At 37.5% G+C, this 18291-nt stretch carries 15 protein-coding genes and 2 pseudogenes; 6 read left to right on the plus strand and 11 right to left on the minus strand.

What is annotated here, in order from left to right; translation table 11 throughout:
* Positions 1–92 precede the first annotated feature (92 nt).
* The 3 genes from QF028_RS10595 to QF028_RS10605 all read left to right on the plus strand — a co-directional run bounded on the left by QF028_RS10595 (position 93) and on the right by QF028_RS10605 (position 4659).
* Positions 93–851, plus strand: coding sequence for a hypothetical protein (locus QF028_RS10595; protein ID WP_429465219.1), 759 nt, complete (start codon positions 93–95; stop codon positions 849–851).
* 194 nt (positions 852–1045) lie between these two features.
* On the plus strand, positions 1046–2773 hold the full coding sequence (locus QF028_RS10600; RefSeq protein ID WP_429472273.1) for an ABC transporter ATP-binding protein: 1728 nt from the start codon (positions 1046–1048) through the stop codon (positions 2771–2773).
* Positions 2770–4659: an ABC transporter ATP-binding protein gene (locus QF028_RS10605; RefSeq protein ID WP_429465221.1), complete on the plus strand. Its 1890-nt coding sequence runs from the start codon at positions 2770–2772 to the stop codon at positions 4657–4659. The genes QF028_RS10600 and QF028_RS10605 overlap by 4 nt, the downstream gene beginning before the upstream one ends.
* A 198-nt stretch (positions 4660–4857) precedes the next feature.
* Here the strand turns inward: QF028_RS10605 and xerS are convergent, their stop codons facing one another.
* On the minus strand, positions 4858–5946 hold the full coding sequence (xerS, locus tag QF028_RS10610; RefSeq protein ID WP_429465223.1) for a tyrosine recombinase XerS: 1089 nt from the start codon (positions 5944–5946) through the stop codon (positions 4858–4860).
* A 557-nt stretch (positions 5947–6503) separates the two neighbouring features.
* Positions 6504–6752, minus strand: coding sequence for a hypothetical protein (locus QF028_RS10615; protein WP_410886284.1), 249 nt, complete (start codon positions 6750–6752; stop codon positions 6504–6506).
* Between the two features lie 264 nt (positions 6753–7016).
* Here QF028_RS10615 and QF028_RS10620 point away from each other — a divergent pair, with 264 nt between their 5' ends.
* Entirely contained in the window at positions 7017–7328 is a 312-nt protein-coding gene (locus QF028_RS10620) for a winged helix-turn-helix transcriptional regulator (protein WP_215004298.1), read from the plus strand.
* Between the two features lie 107 nt (positions 7329–7435).
* Here QF028_RS10620 and QF028_RS10625 read toward each other — a convergent pair whose 3' ends face one another.
* Both QF028_RS10625 and QF028_RS10630 read right to left on the minus strand, forming a co-directional pair.
* Positions 7436–7852, minus strand: a complete 417-nt coding sequence (locus QF028_RS10625) for a Gfo/Idh/MocA family oxidoreductase (protein ID WP_429465226.1) — start codon at positions 7850–7852, stop codon at positions 7436–7438.
* Between the two features lie 341 nt (positions 7853–8193).
* Positions 8194–8826 (minus strand): FMN-dependent NADH-azoreductase, encoded by a 633-nt coding sequence (locus QF028_RS10630; protein ID WP_429465228.1) that lies wholly within the window; start codon positions 8824–8826, stop codon positions 8194–8196.
* Positions 8827–9276: 450 nt separating this feature from the next.
* Here QF028_RS10630 and QF028_RS10635 point away from each other — a divergent pair, with 450 nt between their 5' ends.
* On the plus strand, positions 9277–11490 hold the full coding sequence (locus QF028_RS10635) for a glycoside hydrolase family 3 N-terminal domain-containing protein (RefSeq protein WP_429465230.1): 2214 nt from the start codon (positions 9277–9279) through the stop codon (positions 11488–11490).
* Positions 11491–11894: 404 nt separating this feature from the next.
* Positions 11895–12431 carry a hypothetical protein gene (locus QF028_RS10640; RefSeq protein ID WP_429465232.1) on the plus strand — a complete coding sequence of 179 codons (537 nt, stop codon included), beginning with the start codon at positions 11895–11897 and terminating at the stop codon, positions 12429–12431.
* A gap of 357 nt (positions 12432–12788) precedes the next feature.
* Here the strand turns inward: QF028_RS10640 and QF028_RS10645 are convergent, their stop codons facing one another.
* From QF028_RS10645 to gnd, 7 genes and pseudogenes are all read right to left on the minus strand, one after another.
* On the minus strand, positions 12789–13802 hold the full coding sequence (locus QF028_RS10645; protein ID WP_429465234.1) for a pirin family protein: 1014 nt from the start codon (positions 13800–13802) through the stop codon (positions 12789–12791).
* A 209-nt stretch (positions 13803–14011) separates the two neighbouring features.
* Entirely contained in the window at positions 14012–14980 is a 969-nt protein-coding gene (locus QF028_RS10650) for a ring-cleaving dioxygenase (RefSeq protein ID WP_429465236.1), read from the minus strand.
* Positions 14981–15077: 97 nt separating this feature from the next.
* Positions 15078–15476, minus strand: coding sequence for a DoxX family protein (locus QF028_RS10655; protein ID WP_215004319.1), 399 nt, complete (start codon positions 15474–15476; stop codon positions 15078–15080).
* Between the two features lie 64 nt (positions 15477–15540).
* Positions 15541–15663, minus strand: coding sequence for a hypothetical protein (locus tag QF028_RS10660; RefSeq protein WP_285289252.1), 123 nt, complete (start codon positions 15661–15663; stop codon positions 15541–15543).
* A 169-nt stretch (positions 15664–15832) separates the two neighbouring features.
* A pseudogene (locus tag QF028_RS10665) lies at positions 15833–17081 on the minus strand (glucose-6-phosphate isomerase); the annotation flags it as partial.
* Positions 17082–17315 (minus strand): annotated as a pseudogene (locus QF028_RS10670) (transaldolase family protein); the annotation flags it as partial. It abuts the pseudogene before it with no gap.
* 33 nt (positions 17316–17348) lie between these two features.
* Positions 17349–18242 carry a phosphogluconate dehydrogenase (NAD(+)-dependent, decarboxylating) gene (gnd, locus tag QF028_RS10675; protein ID WP_429465238.1) on the minus strand — a complete coding sequence of 298 codons (894 nt, stop codon included), beginning with the start codon at positions 18240–18242 and terminating at the stop codon, positions 17349–17351.
* Between the last annotated feature and the right edge of the window lie 49 nt (positions 18243–18291).

The raw sequence follows: 18291 nt of genomic DNA on the forward strand, positions 1-18291 counted from the left end.
TTGTGGACTCTCTAAAAATAAGAGAGTCCCTTTTTCATCTTTTTTCCAAAACTGGACATACTAACTAGCAACAGAGTTGGGAGGGTTCATGGATGAAAAAAGAGATGCTTCTGGTGATTGCTTCGTTTTTTCTCATGTCACTTACTGCGATTACTGGGGTTTATGCAATTGAAGAAACTACAAAAACGGTCACCATAACAAAAGAGCAAGAAGATATTACAGGAGACGAAAAGGAGGAAGAAATCCTTTTAAAAGGTGTTCCTTATCAGAAAGAAGATACATTTTTAGAGAAAATCTTTATTGAAATTGCTGCCTCCAATGGAAAGACCTTTTCCTTCCCTTTGGAAAGTGGTGCAAAGGCGTCACTCCTGCTAGTGGACCTAAACCATGATGGGGTGAAGGATTTATTTGCAAGTGTGTTAACCGGAGAAAATGAGCGAATTGTTCATAACTACTCTTATTCTATGAAGGATTTTGTCCATACGAATTTAGCCCTGCCTGAGCCGCTTGAAATGGATAGCCATTTTTTAAATGGGTATAAAGCTGAAATCAGACTTGCTAAAACAGGAAAATCCTATCGGTTTGATTTAAAGGACCGTCAAAAGTATTACAAAAAGCTCGGTCTTTATTATAATGGAAACATAAATGAGCCTACAGAACTAACCGTAAACCCTTTTAGCAGTCTCCAACCGATCCAATTAGAGGGCAATAAAGTGGGATTACTTGGGGAGCAGAAGGTAACCGGAATTGCAAATGCGGACCTTATTGCATCGGTTAAATCTACATGGTCGTTTGAAAAAGGGCATTGGAAGCTCATCGGCACGGTTGTTAATAAAGAAATCAATAAATGATCGCTAAACACAGGATTCCCTGTGTTTTTTTTTTGCAAAAATTTGACGGAATTTCCAGTCGGGAATATACTAATGTTTGCTTAACAAGCCAAATGATTTTTTTATAAACTTAATAAATATATTTGTTCATATTTAGTTCATAAAAATAGGATAAAGTTACTCGTATCAATTATTAAAAACGGAGTTGAGAGATGTTGATCAAATTAACCAGATTTCTAAAACCATTTCAATTACCCATCTATTTGGTTTTAGGCCTAGTGCTTTTACAGTCATTGTCAGAACTTTATTTGCCAACGTTAATGGCTGACATTGTTGACGAGGGTGTCGTGACTGGTGATACCAACTACATATGGAAAATCGGTGGTTTCATGCTGCTCGTCGCGGCAGGAGGGATGATTTGTTCCATTGCTGCGAGTTTCTACTCAGCAAAAGCAGCATCAGGGTTTGGAAAGCTATTGCGGAGCAAAATTTTCTCCCACGTAGGAAACTTTTCACTGCACGAGTTTGATAGACTTGGAACTGCTTCATTGATTACAAGAACTACCAACGATATTACTCAAATCCAGCAAGTCTTGGTAATGATGTTACGAATGATGGCGATGGCACCGATGATGTGTATTGGCGGTATCATTATGGCCTATTCAAAGGATGCCAAGCTTACGTTAGTTCTTGCTGTCGCTTTGCCAATTCTCGTACTGGCGATCGTCATAATCGCCAGAAAAGGAATTCCACTATTTAAAGCAATGCAGGTAAAATTGGATAATCTCAATCGTGTTTTACGAGAAAACTTAACTGGTATTCGTGTTATTCGCTCATTTAATCGAGTCGAGCATGAGAAGAAACGTTTTGATGAAGCCAACTGGGATTTAACCCAAACAGCTATTAAGGTAAATAAAATCATGGCTGCAATGATGCCAATTATGATGATTGTTCTTAACCTCTCAACTGTAGCCATCGTCTGGTTTGGCGGACTTCGGATTAGCAATGGGCATATGCAGGTCGGTGATATGATGGCATTTATCCAATATGCCATGCAAATTATGTTCTCATTCATCATGTTGTCCATGATGTTTGTGATGATACCAAGGGCATCAGTATCTGCTGTCCGAATTAACGAAGTGCTGGAGACGGTAGCAGATATAAAGGATCCATCTTCGTCGTTATCAGGGGAAGGCACAAAAGGGCACGTAGAATTTCAGGATGTAACCTTCAGTTATCCTGGAGCAGAAATGCCTGCAATTTCAAATATTTCTTTTTCTATGAAACCTGGTGAAGTAACAGCTATTATTGGGGGAACAGGCTCCGGAAAGTCGACACTGATTAACTTGATTCCGCGCTTTTATGATGTTGAAAGTGGTAAAGTTCTTGTCGATGGAATGGATGTAAGAGATATGACCCAAGAACAGCTTAGGGAAAAGATTGGGTTTGTCCCCCAGCAATCAGTTCTATTTACTGGGACAATCGCAGAGAACATTCGTTATGGGAAAGAGAATGCATCGACAGAAGAAGTCGAACATGCTGCTGAAATTGCTCAGGCAAAAGAATTTATTGCAAACATGCCAGAAGGCTTTAATGCCGTAATCGCCCAAGGGGGAACAAATGTTTCCGGAGGACAGAAACAGCGGTTATCCATCGCCCGAGCCCTCGTTCGGAAGCCCGAGATTTATATATTTGATGACAGCTTTTCCGCATTGGACTTTAAAACAGATGCCAAGCTACGCGCTGCACTTAAAGGGGAAACAGGCAATTCAACGGTATTAATCGTAGCACAACGAGTGAGTACAATTATCGACGCAGACCAGATTATTGTACTAGATAATGGAGAGATAACCGGAATCGGCACGCATAAAGATTTGATGGTGTCGAGTGCGGTTTATCGAGAGATTGTGATGTCACAGCTGTCAGAGGAGGAAATCGCATGAGCAAGGAACCCAAAAATCAAGAATCTGGGGCGCGCAAATTTGGGCCTGGTGGTGGATTTGGTCCGATGGGAATGGGCATGCCTGTCCAAAAAGCAAAGAATTTTAAAGGAACGCTAAACAGATTAATCAGTTATTTGAAGCCTTATAAATTACAGCTACTTTCCGTATTAATTACTGCTATTATCAGTACGATTTTTGCAATTGTCAGCCCTAAAATCATGGGGAAGTCAACCACAAAATTATTTGAAGGCTTGATGATGAAGCTTAGAGGAGTTCCTGGGGCTAAAATAGATTTTGAGTATATCGGTCAAATTATTATTTTACTAATAGGTCTTTATATATTGAGTGCGATTTTTGCCTATTTACAACAATATATCATGGCTGGTGTCGCACAAAAGACAGTTTATAATCTCCGTAAAGAAGTGGAAGAAAAGCTTAACAGGCTGCCGTTAAAATACTTTGATTCACGTACTCATGGGGAAATTCTAAGCCGTGCGGTCAATGATGTCGATAATATCAGCACAACCTTACAGCAAAGCTTAACCCAGTTGATTACCTCAGTGGTTACAATTATTGGAGTAATCATCATGATGCTATCAATCAGTCCTTTGATGACATTGATCGTGATTGTGACACTGCCGCTAAGCGGTGTAGCGATTGCAAAAATCGCCAAAAAATCACAACTGTATTTTAAAGGCCAGCAAAAATCACTAGGCGAGCTAAATGGTCATGTAGAAGAAATGTATACTGGCCATAAGATAGTCAAAGTATTTGGCCATGAGCAGAAATCGATTGACAAATTTGAAGGAATTAATGAAACACTCTACCAATCAGCCTGGAAGGCACAGTTTGTTTCTGGAATGATTATGCCGCTGATGTCATTTATCAATAATATTGGCTATGTCCTTGTATCCGTCGTTGGTGGAATCTTAGTCACTAAAAAAGCGATTGAAATTGGTGATATTCAGGCCTTTATCCAATATGCGCGGCAATTTTCTCAACCAATTGCTCAAACAGCATCGATTGCCAACGTGATTCAATCCACAATTGCCAGTGCCGAACGTGTGTTTGAAATATTAGATGAAACCGAAGAGGTCCCAGAAGCGGTGCATGCGAAAGTGATTTCTGCTCCAGAAGGTAAAGTAACATTTGAACATGTTACCTTTGGCTACGAGGAAAATGAAATCTTAATCGAAGATATGCAAATTTATGTGAAATCTGGCCAGACGGTTGCGATCGTCGGTCCAACTGGGGCAGGGAAGACAACACTTATTAATTTGTTAATGCGTTTCTACGAGATTAATTCCGGTCGAATTTTGATTGATGGCATTGACACAAGAGATTTAAAAAGGGAACACCTAAGGAGTTTATTCGGTATGGTGTTACAGGATACCTGGCTGTTTAACAGTACGATTTTTGATAATATTGCATACGGAAGGGAAGGGGCAACAAAAGAGGAAGTGGTGGCGGCGGCGCGAGCAGCTAATGCGGACCATTTTATTCGAACTCTTCCAGACGGTTACGATACGATATTGAACGAGGAAGCATCCAATATTTCTCAGGGCCAAAAGCAACTGTTAACCATTGCCAGAGCGATACTTGCGAATCCTGCGATTCTAATACTTGATGAAGCAACAAGTAGTGTAGATACCCGGACAGAGGTACAAATTCAAAAGGCGATGAACCATTTAATGAAAGGACGCACAAGCTTTGTTATAGCACACAGATTGTCGACGATTCGTGATGCCGATTTAATCCTTGTGATGAATAATGGCAGTGTGATTGAAAAAGGAAATCACGTCGAATTACTTGAAAAAGGCGGCTTTTATGCAGATTTGTATAATAGTCAGTTTACTGGAAGCAATTCGATGAAAAATGTAGGATAAAAAAATGCGTTTGGAGAGCATATGAGCTTTCTAAACGCATTTTTAATTTTGCAAAGTGAAAAATATAAAAAAAATTTATTCCGTCTCATTTTCTTAAGTATACTTTGGAATTGAGATTATTTAATTTTTTGTTACATAATAATATTATGTAAACTGATAAAATAAAAAAATCAACTGCCTTTTTAAAGACAGTCATTATTAATCCAGTTGTTCTTTTGGCATATCCATTTTATCAACAGCAATTTTTAAATCATCATTTTTAATATGTGTATAAATCATTGTGGTTTGGATCGATGAATGACCTAATTGACGTCTTAATTTTGGTACATCATTGATTTCAGCATGGTATCTGGTCGCAAAGGAATGCCGCAGCTTATGTACGGATAATGATGGTTTACCAAATGCGGTGGCATATTTTTCAATTAATTTTTCAATAGATCTTCCCGTTAATCTTCGTGATTTTCCTTTTGGTCCAATGGGTGCAGAAATAAACAACGCCTTATTGGTCTTATCAACCTGGTACTTAGCAGATCTAATCGACAGATATTCTTCCAAATCAGCCATTGCAACCTGACTAAAGAAGACAAATTGTTCTTTATTACCTTTTCGAATGACTCGTACACAATACTTGCTAAAATCGATATCGTCTAATTCAATTCCAACTAACTCCGAAAGGCGAAGACCGGATCCTAAGATTAATGACACAATCGCCGTATCACGTTCCTTATTTAATTGATAAAAGTTAAAGATTTTTTTGTTATCTTTGTTGATTTCGCCATAATCATTAGCAACAAAGAGGCGAAACTTCTCATATTCATCGCCAAGAAGGATTTTACCTTCCATTTTATTTGCTTTTGTTTCCATGCTGTCTTTTACTTCATTAAATTCAATTTTGGCCATGACATTTCGATTAATGTATGGCTTTAAATCGGGTGTTTCAGCAATGTTTTGCATGTAATTAAATAGTGATTTTAATGCAGATAATTTCCGATTTACGGTGAGTTCTTTGTTATTTAATTGATAATGGAGATAGTTTAAAAAACTTTCAACCTCTAAAACTGTCATTTGCTCCAGACGTTCCAAAGGAATATCTTTGACATTGCCAGACACTAATTGCTCGCTGATCATCCAGTTGAAGAAGATTTTATAATCATGACAGTAATTATATAAGGAAGCCGTCGAAAGTTTTCTGAGTTTGTGGTTTATGTATTCATCAACATACCACGGTAATTCGTTAAGTATGGTTTGCAATTTTTTATAATTTGTTAGTTTATCCTGATTTACCATAAAATCACCTCTCTTCTATATTTTACATATTTGAGTTAATTACGTCAAATTTATATTTTACGTAATAATGTAAAATGATGTTCAGGCACTTCAATTGTTTCATTCTATTGTTTTCTAGCCATAAGAACCTACCTTTCGATACGATAAATGTCCCTCCTCCTTACAAAAAAAGCTGGCGATCTCATGGATCTCCAGCTCTCTCCTCTGCATCTGCTTGTTTCTCTGCATCAACATCCCACTGAGCTACTTGATAGTTTGTTCCGGTGGTACTATAGTAAATAATCTCTAATTTTCATAGTCTGGGTCAAGATAAATGAAAAGTCGCTGTATCTTGAAATCCCTTATTTCAAATACATTACAAAAGCGTCCTGCATGGGTAACTCAGGCACGCCTCTCTCTTCCATTGAAAGTAACACCGAAACTTGTACCCTCAACGACAACCGTGTCGCCTTGGAAGATATATAGTTAAAATAAGCATAGTCGTGGGTGATGGATTTAATCTTTGGACCACTACCACTCTCAAAATTTACATATACGAAATTAATATCTACCAATCCTTATCTTCTATTCTTTCTTTGTTCTGTTAAATCAATGGTAAGCTGTTTCATCCGTTGCTTCGTTAATGGATATAGAAAGACTAATATTAAGAAAATCAATAGATAGATGGCACCAGGTACGATCGTAGCCAGTCCATAAATCCCTTCCAGGGTACCTACAGTTTGTACTTCACGAGCTGAATCATACCCTATGGCTGTAATCGCAAAACCGCCGATTCCACCAGCAATAGCATTTCGAGATTTTTTCAAAAAAATATTTCTCTTCTCTTCTCTTCTCTTCTCTTCTAGTTCCATCAGATTATTCAATTAATAACTAGGTAACTTTATGTAACCGTAATAACTTTTTTAAATTTAGCTGTCAATTTATAAGTGTCAAATTCGTGAACGAAAAAGAACAGATTTTATTCTTTGGTAATTTTGTTCCAGTAAATACTTTATTTTAACAACTGATTTTGTTATTATTAATATATAGTTATTAATAATAACCAAGATACTATTATGAGGTGTTAATAGATGGATGCAGAAAATAAATTATGCAATAAAGTTGAAGAGTGCTACCATATTATGGGGAAGAAATGGATGGGTCTCATTATTCATACATTAATAAAGGAGCCAAAAAGATTCAGTGAAATTCATGCCTTCATTCCTGACTTAAGTAAAAGAGTATTAAATGAAAGGATGAAAGAACTCGAGGAAAATGGAATTGTGTTAAGAAATGTTATTGCTGACCGACCGGTACGGACCGAATATTCTTTAACCAAAAAAGGAACAGAACTCGGACGATCGCTCAAAGCTTTAGAGGAATGGGCGGATAAATGGTTATAAATTAAAAGACCTCTCTAATTTTCAGAGAGGATAGCCGATGAACTTGTTACTATTTCACCGTATTTTAATACAATCACCATCGTTGTTTGAGTATAGTGCCCGGATTGTTAGAGACCTTCTATTTGTACAGGGTGACCTGTCCGTCCAGATTCATAAATAGCTAAAATAATTTTTAATGGTTTTAATCCTTCTTCACCATTCACAAGCGGTTCTCTATCTTCCTGTATGGCATTTATCATATCGATAAATTGTAAACGATGGGAGGCACCATCAAGTGCTGCAGGGTCAACAGACGCATGATCACGATCCCCCCCATTTTGATTTTCAATACCAGCTAAGTTAATGGCTTCTGTTTCATTATTTGGGTTTCGTAGATAATGCTTCATTAATTGATCATTCCCAATCACAGCTGTACCATTTGTTCCGATAATCTCCAAGCCGGCTGACAGACCTGGATAAGCAGCTGTAGTTCCAACAATGGTTCCTAACCCACCATTTTTAAATTTCACCGTGGCAACAGCCACATCCTCCTATAAATATATGTATGTAAATATTACACGGATAAAACCATTACGAATCGGGATGAACTGTTAAAGGAGTTTAGTAACGGTCCGTAAGATGGCTTTGCTTTTTCAAGATTGGAGCATATTGAAGGATATGTACTGCAGGGGCTGTTGTAGTAGATCGATTGGGAAATCGGGGTGCAATCTCCATTCCGCTCCCATCTACACATTTTTATGGGAATAAGGAAAAGCTAGTTACTGCCTTCCTCAAAACATGTCAAAGTATTAATCGACACTTTGAGTGAAAATAAAAAGAAAGGCGCTGGGATATCCAAGCGCCTTTCTTTTTGTTTACTTCACTATTATACTGCTACAGGTGATAACTTCTTTGCAGCTTCTTTTACTTTCTCTAATCCTTCAGCAATAATCGTTTCAGCTTGAGCTGGCATTGCAGCATGACCTTCAATAATAACTTCGTCTACGATTTCCATACCGAATACGCCGCCAACCACGTTTTTAATATAAGTAGCAGACATTTCCATTGGTGCTGCTTCCGGTGTTGAGTAAACGCCGCCGCGTGCACTTAGGATAATCGCTTTTTTGTGTGTCATTAATTGTACAGCTTGACCATTTTCATCGTACTTGAATGTGAAACCAGCTTGATATACATAATCAATGAACGTTTGTAATGGTGCTGGGATTGTTAAGTTCCATAATGGGAATGCAAATACAACTAAGTCAGCAGCCGTAAGAGCGTCCATTGCTTTTTGTTTTGCAGCAAGAAGACGTTTTTCTATGTCTGTCATTTCTTCGCCTGATTCAACTTTGCCGAAAGCGTTAAATAAATCTTGGCCAAAATAAGGCATATCTTCAGCGAAAACATCGAAAGTTGTGACATTCACACCTTCTAAGTTCTCCATAAAAGTTTCATACATTTTACTTGATACAGCCTCTGAAGCTGGACGATTGTTTGCTTTAACTACTAAAACATTCATATATATAATTCTCCTTTTTATCCTTAATTTTATTATTTTTAAATCATATATCTCGAATCAATAATATATTAATCTAGTATTCTTGTCAATAAAACACTCATAGTAGAAATTTCCGAATTTAGATTCTAACTTTAAATTTGAGTTAATTTCTCGTTTCTTTGTCTAAATATAAGCAGAATCTGCATGAGCGTAAAAGGTCAAAAAAATAAAAAAGCTATCAATATTGAGTAGTATAACAAGGAGAGTTCATCTGTGAGAGGATGGAACTCCCGAATTTTTATAAATAGAATAGATTATTTTCCTATTTTTTATAAAAGTATAAAAAAAACACAAATAAACCTGAAAAATTCCCCTGTTCGCTAGAATATTAAGAATTGTACAATTACTATATGAAAGCGTTCTCTTATGCGTTTTTTTGCAGCACTTTAAATGAAAAGGGGGAAGAAAAAAATGGCTTCAATATCTTCAAAAATCAGAAAAAAATCTTCAAAACTAAGAAAAACAGTCTTGACAAGTGCTCTTTCTTTATCGCTGTTAGCTCCAGTCATGGTTCCACAGGTAAACGCAAATGGAAATGAAGACTTAGGGTATGTAGACCCAACTGCGACTAATCCTGGAAACTCAGGGGCAGACACAGTGACTTATCGTGTACAAGCTGACCCTGCTACTGGGCAACCGGAAATCGAAGCAGCAAAGAAAGGTGTCCTTAAAGTCGATGGCAAGCAGTTTAGAGATTTGGATGGGGACAAGGGCTTAGATACATACGAGGACTGGAGATTACCTGTTGATAAGCGGGTAGCCGATCTAGTATCAAAGATGACACTTGCCGAAAAAGCAGGATTAATGTTGATTAACACACACACTCCAATCACAAATCCAGCAGATGGCAGATATGTAAAAGCTGATGATTCGATGATTGTCGGCAAAAACATGCGCTACGTTATCTTCCGTCAAACACCAACTGTAGATGTGATAGCTAAATATACGAATCAACTGCAAGAACTTGGTGAGGCATCAAGATTAGGGATCCCGGTTGTTGTTACTTCGAACCCACGGAACCATGCCTCCACAGATTACACTAATATTGCTGCGAGTGAGGGACAACATTCTTTTTGGCCGGGACCATTAGGTTTTGCAGCAGCTGGTGACACGGAAGCTGTAAATGAATTCTCTGAAATCGCTGCGAAGGAATGGAGAGCTGCCGGAATTCGCAAAGTCTATGGGTATACGGCAGATATCGCTACAGACCCACTTTGGGCAAGAATTGAAGATACATTCGGTGAGGATCCTAAAGTTGCTTCTGAGATGATATATAACGTTATCAAAGGATTCCAAGGTGAAAAACTTGGTAAAGACAGTGTTGCAATAACCGTAAAGCATTTCCCTGGTGGCGGAGCACGTGATAATGGTTTGGACCCTCATTTTGTGGAAGGTAAATTCAATCCATATCCGACTGAAGGAAGTCTGCTTAAGTATCACATTCCTCCTTTCGAGTCAGCTATCGCAGCGGATGTATCGTCTATTATGCCTTATTACGCCTATCCAAGCAATGATAGTGCAGACCAAGGATTACCATGGTACAGTGAAGATCAGCAATTTGAAGAAGTTGGCTTTGCATTAAACAAAGCAATCTTAACAGATTTCTTACGTGACAGACTTGGTTTCAAAGGATATGTTAACTCCGATACGGGTGCTGTTGGAAATAATGCTTGGGGTGCCGAAGCTTTAACAGCTGTAGAAAAAGTGGCGAAAGCAATAAATGCAGGGACAGATATTATTTCTGGATCATCTGATCCGACTCTTATAACCAAAGCCGTTGAACAAGGCATTCTTACTGAGGATGAAGTTAACAAATCCGTTACTCTATTGCTAACAGAAATGATGAATTTAGGCCTATTTGAAGACCCATATGTAGATCCACAAAATGCTCTTGATGTGGTAGATAATCCAGAAGTACAGCAACTAGCAGATGAAGCACATCGTAAGTCAATTGTTCTTTTACGTAATGATAAAAATCTATTGCCTTTAAAAGATGCAAAGCTTAAAGACGTAAAACTTTACGTCGAGATGTTCCCTGGTGGAACCGATGGAGCAAGCACTAAGGGATTAATCGAGACGATTAAAAAGCACGATCCTTCTATTACAATTACGAATAATCTTGAAGAGGCTACACATGCTTATGTTTATGTTAAACCAGTTCAGTCAAACTGGGATAATAATCCAAGAATCACTGTAGGCCCTGAAACAGGAATCAATAATGTCGATAGAATTATCGATATTCAAAAAACGGTTCCGACTATCACTGCTGTAAATATGACCAATCCATGGGTACTTGATGAAATTGAACCAAATGCAGCAGCATTAATCGGCACTTTTGGTACAAAAGCTGAGGCTATCGTTGATGTTATTCGCGGTGAATTTAATCCTATTGGAAAACTTCCATTCGCGCTTCCTGCTAGTATGACAGCAGTTGACAACGAAGTCGGAGATGTTCCTAGTTTTGCACCAGAAGAAGATCCTGCATATGCTTATGTGAATAAATCTGGTAACGCATATAAGTATGGGTTTGGTCTTTCCTACAATCAAGGTAAAGCGATAGGAAAACCTGATCATGGTGGCGAAACAGGAAAACCTGCTCATGCCGAAAAATCCTCCAAAGAATAAAAAAGGTAAAAATATATTACAATTAATTGCAAAAGCTAAATAGTTTGACCCATATAAAAAGTCTGGTGGGATTATCATCCCATCAGATTTTTTATATTTTATTCAACTTAATAGATTTATCATTGAGTCGGATTTTGCTTCAATGGTGAAAAATCACAATTACTCTCCATGCAGAAATTCCTCCAAATATTTTTTGGCTAAAGACTTATTCCTATATTTTTATTTACTATTACATTAGAAATAGTAATAGTTTGGTGTTTAAACATTATAGATGGACATTTACTGAAAATTTTCATGCAACTTTGATTGATTTATTCGCCTAAATTTACTATAATGTATTTAAGTTACTTAAAGTATACACGTTACTTTTTATATACAAAAATATTAGAAGCGAGGTAAGGAAAATGAATATGTTAGAATCAAAAGTAATTCAAACTAGATTTGAAAAAGAAATATTTATAGAAGAAAAATCAAACATTGAAATTAACGAGTTTCGTACTCTTGATAAGAACACTTCTTTTTATGAATTTATGGTAGGACTTGATTTAATTCGAATTAGGAATAATGAGTATTATGGAAATAAAAAAAGTTACGTTAATATAAAAATTTCAGAAGATTTACAATCTCTTTTTGTAATAGAACCTGATGTTCAAAGCATTTTTGCCATCAAAAACAAACAAGAAAAAGAAGCAGCAATCGAATTAATTCATTATTTATTGGTTGATTCACAAACTTTTAAACAAGTTCTCTCAGAAATGATAGGTACCCTAAAGAGAGAGAATGTTGTTAATGTATTTGAAGTCAAGGAAGCACACGCTAAGCTGGCTGTGCTAGAAAGATTATTAAACGTTAGTAATGAGGATATAAAATTCATGATTAGAATGGAAAAAAAACAACTAGTATTTTTTCCAATCCACTCACTCCTAAAAATTTCTCAATAAACAATGAACAAATCTAGCATCTGCCAAACAGAAATATTTATTCAAAAATACTGTATTAGGGTACCGTCACATGCCAATCGCCATCAATTTAAAATTTTATAGCTTCCCCAGAACGAAATTTTAGACTTACTTGTAATAAAAAAACTCATTTTATCGTTTTGGGTCAACTTATTTTCTTAGCTTGATGGGCATGGGGTAGCGTCAGGAAAATGGGGATTTACAACGTTAAGGAAATTTCAATATTAAAAAGCCTAATTTCTCAAACATTAAATTGAGAAATTAGGCTTTTTCATTGCTCCATTAAAGCGCCCGATTATGGAAGATTATAATACTAACCTTACATTTAATGAATAGTGGTTACCTATTTTCAACTCTTCCATCCGCATGGCGTGCGAATCTTCCTGACTCACGCTTATTTACAGGATCTGGACGGTCCCACGGCCAGCCTCCAAATTGTGTATTTTGATATTCCCTGAATGCATCGCGAATTTCCTGCTCAGTATTCATCACAAACGGTCCATAGGATACGACAGGTTCTTGTATCGGCTCACCCTCTAGGAGCAGCATATAACTCTCAGATGATCCATTTGTAATCGTGATTTCCTGATCACCAGCAAGCTTTACACGATGGTAAGTTTCAATCGCTGTTTCGTCTATATTTAGTTTATCTCCCTGATAATAGTATATATTTCTCGTCATTGTCGCTGAAAATGACGGCAGGGTGAAGACTGCTTCCGGCTCCATATGAATAAGGTAGATCCCCACATGATGATTTTTATCGTTTGCCCAAGAAGCAGAGTTTGATTCTAAACTAGACTTGCCCATCACACTCCCGGCAATCAGTCTTACGGTCGTATTCTGTCCACTAGCAGCCGCCGATTGTACTTCCGGTATATCCTCAGCCCATAACATTTTATATTCAGGATCAGCGAATTTATCTTTTGCAGGTAGATTCAGCCATATCTGAAAGAATTCAAGTGGATTACCTTTGTCCTGATGGACGAGAGGAAACATTTCAGTATGCTGGCAGCCCTTTCCTGCTGTCATCCATTGAACATCCCCATTCCCAAATCGTCCTACGGACCCATATGAATCAAAATGATCAACAAAACCTTCAAGAACGACTGTTACCGTTTCAAAACCTCTGTGGGGATGTACAGGAAATCCCGGAACCGTTGTGCCATGATACATTCTAAAACCATCACGCAACGTAAAATCCTCTCCAAGATTTCTGCCTTCCAATGAAACGTTAGGACCCTGCTGGTCATTTCCTGATGGATACGCATCTTTATGATGTACTGTCATAAGGAACGGGTCTTCTGTCTCCCATGGAAATCCTAATTTTTGTATTTTCATGATTTTGCTATTCACTTCTTTTTCTCTCCTTTAAAAGTCACCCTGTTGTGGATAATCTGAAGTAACGTGATAATCAAACAACAGCCTATTTAGTCGGGCCTAATTATAAAAATCTAAGAAAACATCGTCTTTCTTCATGTCGAAGTTACTTAGCATATTTTTTCCACAATAGCTGTTACATGGTGTATTCCTTTTAGATGGTTCATTATATATTCCTCCAAGATTTAATTTAAAATCAATGGTCGTAATTTTTCTTCGATCTCTTTTCGATTGGGTTCCAAAAATGATGGAAGTGATAGTTTTTCCCCCATTGTTTCCATTGGTTCATCTGTCGCAAATCCCGGTGTATCTGTTGATAATTCAAATAATATACCATTGGGTTCCCTAAAATATAATGCCTTGAAATAATACCGTTCCACTTTCCCTGAATTCGGTAACCTGTATTCTTTCAAACGCACTGCCCATTGATCATATTCTTTCTCATTCGGAACACGGAAGGCAACATGGTGAACACCTCCACGACCTAAGCGGGCTCTTGGCAAATCGGGTCTTGTTTCAATATGAACTTCCGCACCGCTGCCGCCTTCTCCAGTTACATAAATCAATATATCTGGATAATCCCCTTCAAGTGAAGGATAAGCACCGGCAAATCGAAAACCCATAACTTCTGTTAAAACACCGATTGTTGGTTCTGCAATTGCGACTGTGAGAGTTACAGGTCCTAAACCAATAATGGCATGTTCCAGTGAAATGTCATCCCTTTGCCAAGGAATCCCAGCTCTCACACCTTTTTCACCGTTATCGGCTACCAGTATTATGCGAGTCCCCTCGAAATCTCTGAAAGCCAATGTATCACGACTTGCTCTTTTTTGAATATCATCATGTTCAATCCCAAATTGTTTAAAACGTTCTTTCCAAAATAACAATGAATCTGAACTTCTAACCCTTAGTGATACAGTAGAAATATCTGAGGTTCCCCTATATGTTTGCCCAAGATGAGGAATGTCAAAGAACGTCACTTCCGTTCCTGGAGTTCCTTCCGCGTCAGCATAGAAAAGATGATAGGATTCTGTATTATCTTGGTTAACAGTTTTCTTTACCAATCTCATTCCTAAAATTTTTGTATAAAATTCATAATTTTTTTCCGCTTTCCCTGTTAAAATTGATACATGATGTAGTCCTAAGAGTTCCATCTCCAAATCACTCCTGTCACAATATTAATTTAATTCTTTTGTTCGAAATTGAAGATCGTCTGTAATAGTAAAAAGTGTCATACAAAGACCAGATATTTTAGAATAATAATGAATCTAAAGCATATTGACCGGGACCAATCAGAGCTATACCAATAGCAACTGAAAGCAAAGTTAAGTTGTATTCATAACCATTAGCTGTTGCCCATAATCCATTTGGAGCATGCACTTTTACGATAGCCATTAACATAGTTCCTGCAATTATTATTCCTGCAAGTGGTGTTAATAGTCCTAAAGCAAACAAAAGTCCACCAATAAGTTCTGCTAAACCTGCGAAAATAGCCATGGTCACTCCTGGTTTCATGCCAATGGATTCAAACCAGCCACCGGTTCCTTTCAATCCATAGCCACCGAACCAGCCAAACAATTTTTGAGCACCGTGACCCACAAATAGTAAACCAATTACCAAACGAATGATTAATAAACCAATGTTTATCATCTTAAAATCCTCCTAAATGTTATTTATCTCGAATTCGAGATAAATTATTAAAAAAAATAAAAGTCTAAAATGATAATTCCATAATACCAAGCTTGTTCATTGCCATTTCTTCCTTTATTCGATCATGAATTGCTTTAGATGTTTGCATTAATATTAGAAAGGGCAGATTATTGCATTTCCTCTCCATTATTTTCACCTCCCTAAAAAAGTCTCGAATTATATTATCTCGTATTAATTTATCTTGAATATGAGATAATAATAATACTTGTAAACTTTTTTGTCAATAACCTTTTATTTTATTTTTGTAATCGATAATAGAACCCGTTATTCTAATACAATAGTGCTTCCATTTACTACTATTTTGATATGCGTTTTTGTAATTCTTCTCTTTCTGCTTCATATCCTGGTTTTCCTAGGAGTGCAAACATGTTCTTCTTATATGCCTCTACACCTGGCTGGTCAAAAGGATTTACTCCCATGAGCAAGCCGCTGATTCCACATGCTTTCTCAAAGAAATACACCATTTCACCGAAGGTATATTCATTTAATTGATCCAACTCCACGGATAAGTTTGGAACTCCTCCATCCACATGAGCTAGAACCGTACCCTGTGCAGCATTCTTATTCACATAATCCATTGTCTTCCCAGCTAAATAATTTAATCCATCAAGATCTGCCTCTTCTACCCCAAGGGTAATGTCTACTTTAGGTTCTTTTACAGATACCACGGTTTCAATAAGGTCCCGGCGTCCTTCTTGCACATATTGTCCCATGGAGTGAAGATCGGTAGTGAAATCGACAGAAGCAGGATAAAGACCCTTTTGGTCCTTTCCTTCACTCTCACCAAATAATTGTTTCCACCATTCAGATACATAATGAAGAGATGGTTCAAAGTTTACCAATAGTTCAATTGATTTTCCTTTTCTGTAAAGGGCATTTCTGACTGCAGCGTACTGATAACTTTGGTTTTCTGCCAAGTTCGGATTATTATACTTATCCGCAGCAACTGCGGCACCTGCCATCATTTTATCAATCTCTAACCCGGCTGTTGCAATAGGTAATAAACCTACTGGGGTCAACACGGAATATCTGCCGCCCACGTCATCAGGAATGACAAAGGTTTCATATCCTTCTTCATCAGCAAGTGTTTTTAAGGCACCTTTAGCACGATCTGTTGTCGCATAAATACGTTTTTTCGCCTCTTCTTTACCATACTTTTTCTCCAAATAATCCCGGAAAATACGTAACGCAATAGCAGGCTCTGTTGTTGTACCTGATTTTGAGATGGCATTGACCGAAATATCTTTGTCCTTAATCATCAAATAAATGGGTTAGATATGTGGCACTGATATTTTGTCCAGCAAAATAAATCTCTGTTTTGCCGTCAATTTGGTTATGAAACGTATGAGACAGCGCTTCAATGGCAGCTCTTGCACCAAGATAAGAGCCCCCGATTCCGATTACGATTAAAGCATCAGAATTACTCCGAATTCTTTCAGAAGCAGCTTTGATTCTTGCAAATTCTTCTTTATCGTAGTTATTCGGTAAATCGACGCATCCAAGATAATCAGATCCCGGTCCTTTTTTACCGAGAAGCATCTCATGAATAAGCTCATCTGCTTCTGCAATCATTTGGTCAGCAGTTAAAGCATTAGGTGTTACTTCGGCAGAAACTGACTCCACTTCTGGAACAGCATTTAAGATTTCTGCGATACGATCTTCGAATTTCACGCCTTCTTTAGCCACTAAGGATGGGTTGGTCGTGACACCAGATAACACCCCAATTTTATAGGCCTTTTTGATTTCATCTAGGTTTGCCGTATCGATAAAAAATTCCATAATGTATTCCTCCAATTTTTATTAAATAATATTTTAGTTATTTTCGACAGTATGTCCGCCAAATTCATTTCTTAGTGCTGCTACAACTTTTCCTGTAAAGGTATCATCTTCTAGAGAGCGATAACGCATTAATAATGACATGGCAATGACTGGTGTTGCTGTTTTGAGGTCTAAGGCTGCCTCTACAGTCCATTTTCCTTCACCTGAAGAATGCATAATTCCTTTAATTTCTTCCAAATTTGGATATTTTGAAAATGCATTTTCTGTTAATTCCATCAGCCATGAACGAATAACGGATCCATTATTCCAAACACGTGCGACCTTTTCGTAATCAAAATCAAATTCGCTTTTCTCAAGCACTTCAAAACCTTCGCCAATGGCTGCCATCATGGCATACTCGATTCCATTATGAACCATTTTTAAGAAGTGCCCGCTTCCAGCCTTGCCAGCATATAAGAAGCCATTTTCTACTGCTGTATCCTTGAAAAGGGGTTCAACCACTTCCCAAGCTTCTGGATCACCGCCAATCATATAACAAGCGCCATTTCGAGCACCTTCCATACCGCCTGAAGTACCCGCATCCATAAATCTCACGCCTATTTCCTTTAATTCGTTGTAGCGTTGAATCGATTCTTTATAGTGAGAATTACCTGCTTCAACGACAATATCACCTTTTTCCAAATAGGGTAAGATCTCACCAATAACTGAATCAACCACTGCATGAGGGACCATAATCCAGACAATTCTTGGATGTTCCAAGGACTGAATGAGTTCTTTATAACTGGATACACCAGTTGCTCCATATTCCTTCATACTTTCTACTGCACTTGGATTAACATCAAATGCAACCACTTCATGCTGGTGATCCAATAAATTTTGCCCTAAGTTTAATCCCATTTTTCCTAAACCAATAAGTCCTACCTTCATTATGTTCTCCTCCAATGTTGTATAATAATTTTAATCTGTTTCTTTACTG

Source organism: Neobacillus sp. B4I6, assembly GCF_050434045.1.
Lineage (GTDB): Bacteria > Bacillota > Bacilli > Bacillales > Cytobacillaceae > Neobacillus.

Excerpts from the sequence above, each read along its gene's own strand:
- QF028_RS10660 (WP_285289252.1), bottom strand. The coding sequence starts at position 15,663 with ATGGAGAGGAAATGCAATAATCTGCCCTTTCTAATATTAATGCAAACA.
- QF028_RS10650 (WP_429465236.1), bottom strand. The coding sequence starts at position 14,980 with ATGGAACTCTTAGGACTACATCATGTATCAATTTTAACAGGGAAAGCG.
- QF028_RS10655 (WP_215004319.1), bottom strand. The coding sequence starts at position 15,476 with ATGATAAACATTGGTTTATTAATCATTCGTTTGGTAATTGGTTTACTA.
- QF028_RS10635 (WP_429465230.1), top strand. The coding sequence starts at position 9,277 with ATGGCTTCAATATCTTCAAAAATCAGAAAAAAATCTTCAAAACTAAGA.
- QF028_RS10640 (WP_429465232.1), top strand. The coding sequence starts at position 11,895 with ATGAATATGTTAGAATCAAAAGTAATTCAAACTAGATTTGAAAAAGAA.
- QF028_RS10620 (WP_215004298.1), top strand. The coding sequence starts at position 7,017 with ATGGATGCAGAAAATAAATTATGCAATAAAGTTGAAGAGTGCTACCAT.
- xerS (WP_429465223.1), bottom strand. The coding sequence starts at position 5,946 with ATGGTAAATCAGGATAAACTAACAAATTATAAAAAATTGCAAACCATA.
- gnd (WP_429465238.1), bottom strand. The coding sequence starts at position 18,242 with ATGAAGGTAGGACTTATTGGTTTAGGAAAAATGGGATTAAACTTAGGG.
- QF028_RS10630 (WP_429465228.1), bottom strand. The coding sequence starts at position 8,826 with ATGAATGTTTTAGTAGTTAAAGCAAACAATCGTCCAGCTTCAGAGGCT.
- QF028_RS10605 (WP_429465221.1), top strand. The coding sequence starts at position 2,770 with ATGAGCAAGGAACCCAAAAATCAAGAATCTGGGGCGCGCAAATTTGGG.
- QF028_RS10595 (WP_429465219.1), top strand. The coding sequence starts at position 93 with ATGAAAAAAGAGATGCTTCTGGTGATTGCTTCGTTTTTTCTCATGTCA.